At 69.5% G+C, this 1,140-nt stretch carries 1 protein-coding gene; it reads right to left on the reverse strand.

All coding sequences use genetic code 11. The features are described 5' to 3' along the window. Positions 1 to 1,140: serine hydroxymethyltransferase (gene glyA, locus ACYVJE_RS22975; RefSeq protein ID WP_461146122.1), on the reverse strand; the 1,140-nt coding region annotated here is incomplete at both ends.

Consider the following 1,140-nt stretch of genomic DNA (forward strand, 5'->3'; position numbering starts at 1 on the left):
GATGACGTCGGCGACCTCGCCGAACTCCTCGGCGCCGAAGCCGCGGGTGGCCAGCGCGGACGTGCCGATCCGCAGCCCGGAGGTCACCATCGGCGGCCGCGGATCGTTCGGCACCGCGTTGCGGTTGACCGTGATCCCGATCTCGTGCAGCCGGTCCTCGGCCTGCTTGCCGTCCAGCTCGGCGTTGCGCAGGTCCACCAGCACCAGGTGCACGTCGGTCCCGCCGGAGACCAGCTGCACCCCCGCGGCGGTCGCATCGCCCTGCTGCAAGCGCTGCGCCAGGACCTGCGCCCCCTCGACGGTGCGCCGCTGCCGGTCGACGAACTCCTCGCCGCGCGCGGCCTTGAACAGCACCGCCTTGCCCGCGATCACGTGCTCCAGCGGACCGCCCTGCTGCCCCGGGAACACCGCCGAGTTGAACTTCTTGGTGAGCTCCTCGTCAGCAGAGAGGATCACCCCGCCCCGCGGACCCCCCAGGGTCTTGTGCGTGGTGGTGGTGACCACGTGCGCGTGCGGCACCGGGTTGGGGTGCAGCCCCGCGGCGACCAGACCGGCGAAGTGCGCCATGTCCACCATCAGGTACGCCCCGACCTCGTCGGCGATCTCCCGGAAGCGGGCGAAGTCCAACTGCCGCGGGTACGCCGACCAGCCGGCGATGATCATGTTCGGCCGGTTCTCCCGCGCCAGCCGGGCCACCTCGTCCATGTCGATGCGGTGGTCCGACTCGTCGACGTGGTACGGCACGACGTTGTAGAGCTTGCCGGAGAAGTTGATCCGCATGCCGTGGGTGAGGTGGCCACCGTGGGCCAGGTCCAGCCCCATGATCGTGTCGCCCGGCTTGAGCAGCGCGAACATCGCAGAGGCGTTGGCCTGCGCACCCGAGTGCGGCTGCACGTTCGCGAACGACGCGCCGAACAGCTCCTTGGCCCGGTCGATCGCCAACTGCTCGATCACGTCGACGTTCTCGCAGCCGCCGTAGTAGCGCTTGCCCGGATACCCCTCGGCGTACTTGTTCGTCAGCACCGACCCCTGAGCCTCCAGGACGGAGCGCGGTGCGAAGTTCTCCGAAGCGATCATCTCCAACGTGTTCTGCTGGCGACGCAACTCAGAACCCACCGCAGCAGCGACCTCCGGGTCGAC

This window comes from Salinifilum aidingensis, from assembly GCF_054782015.1.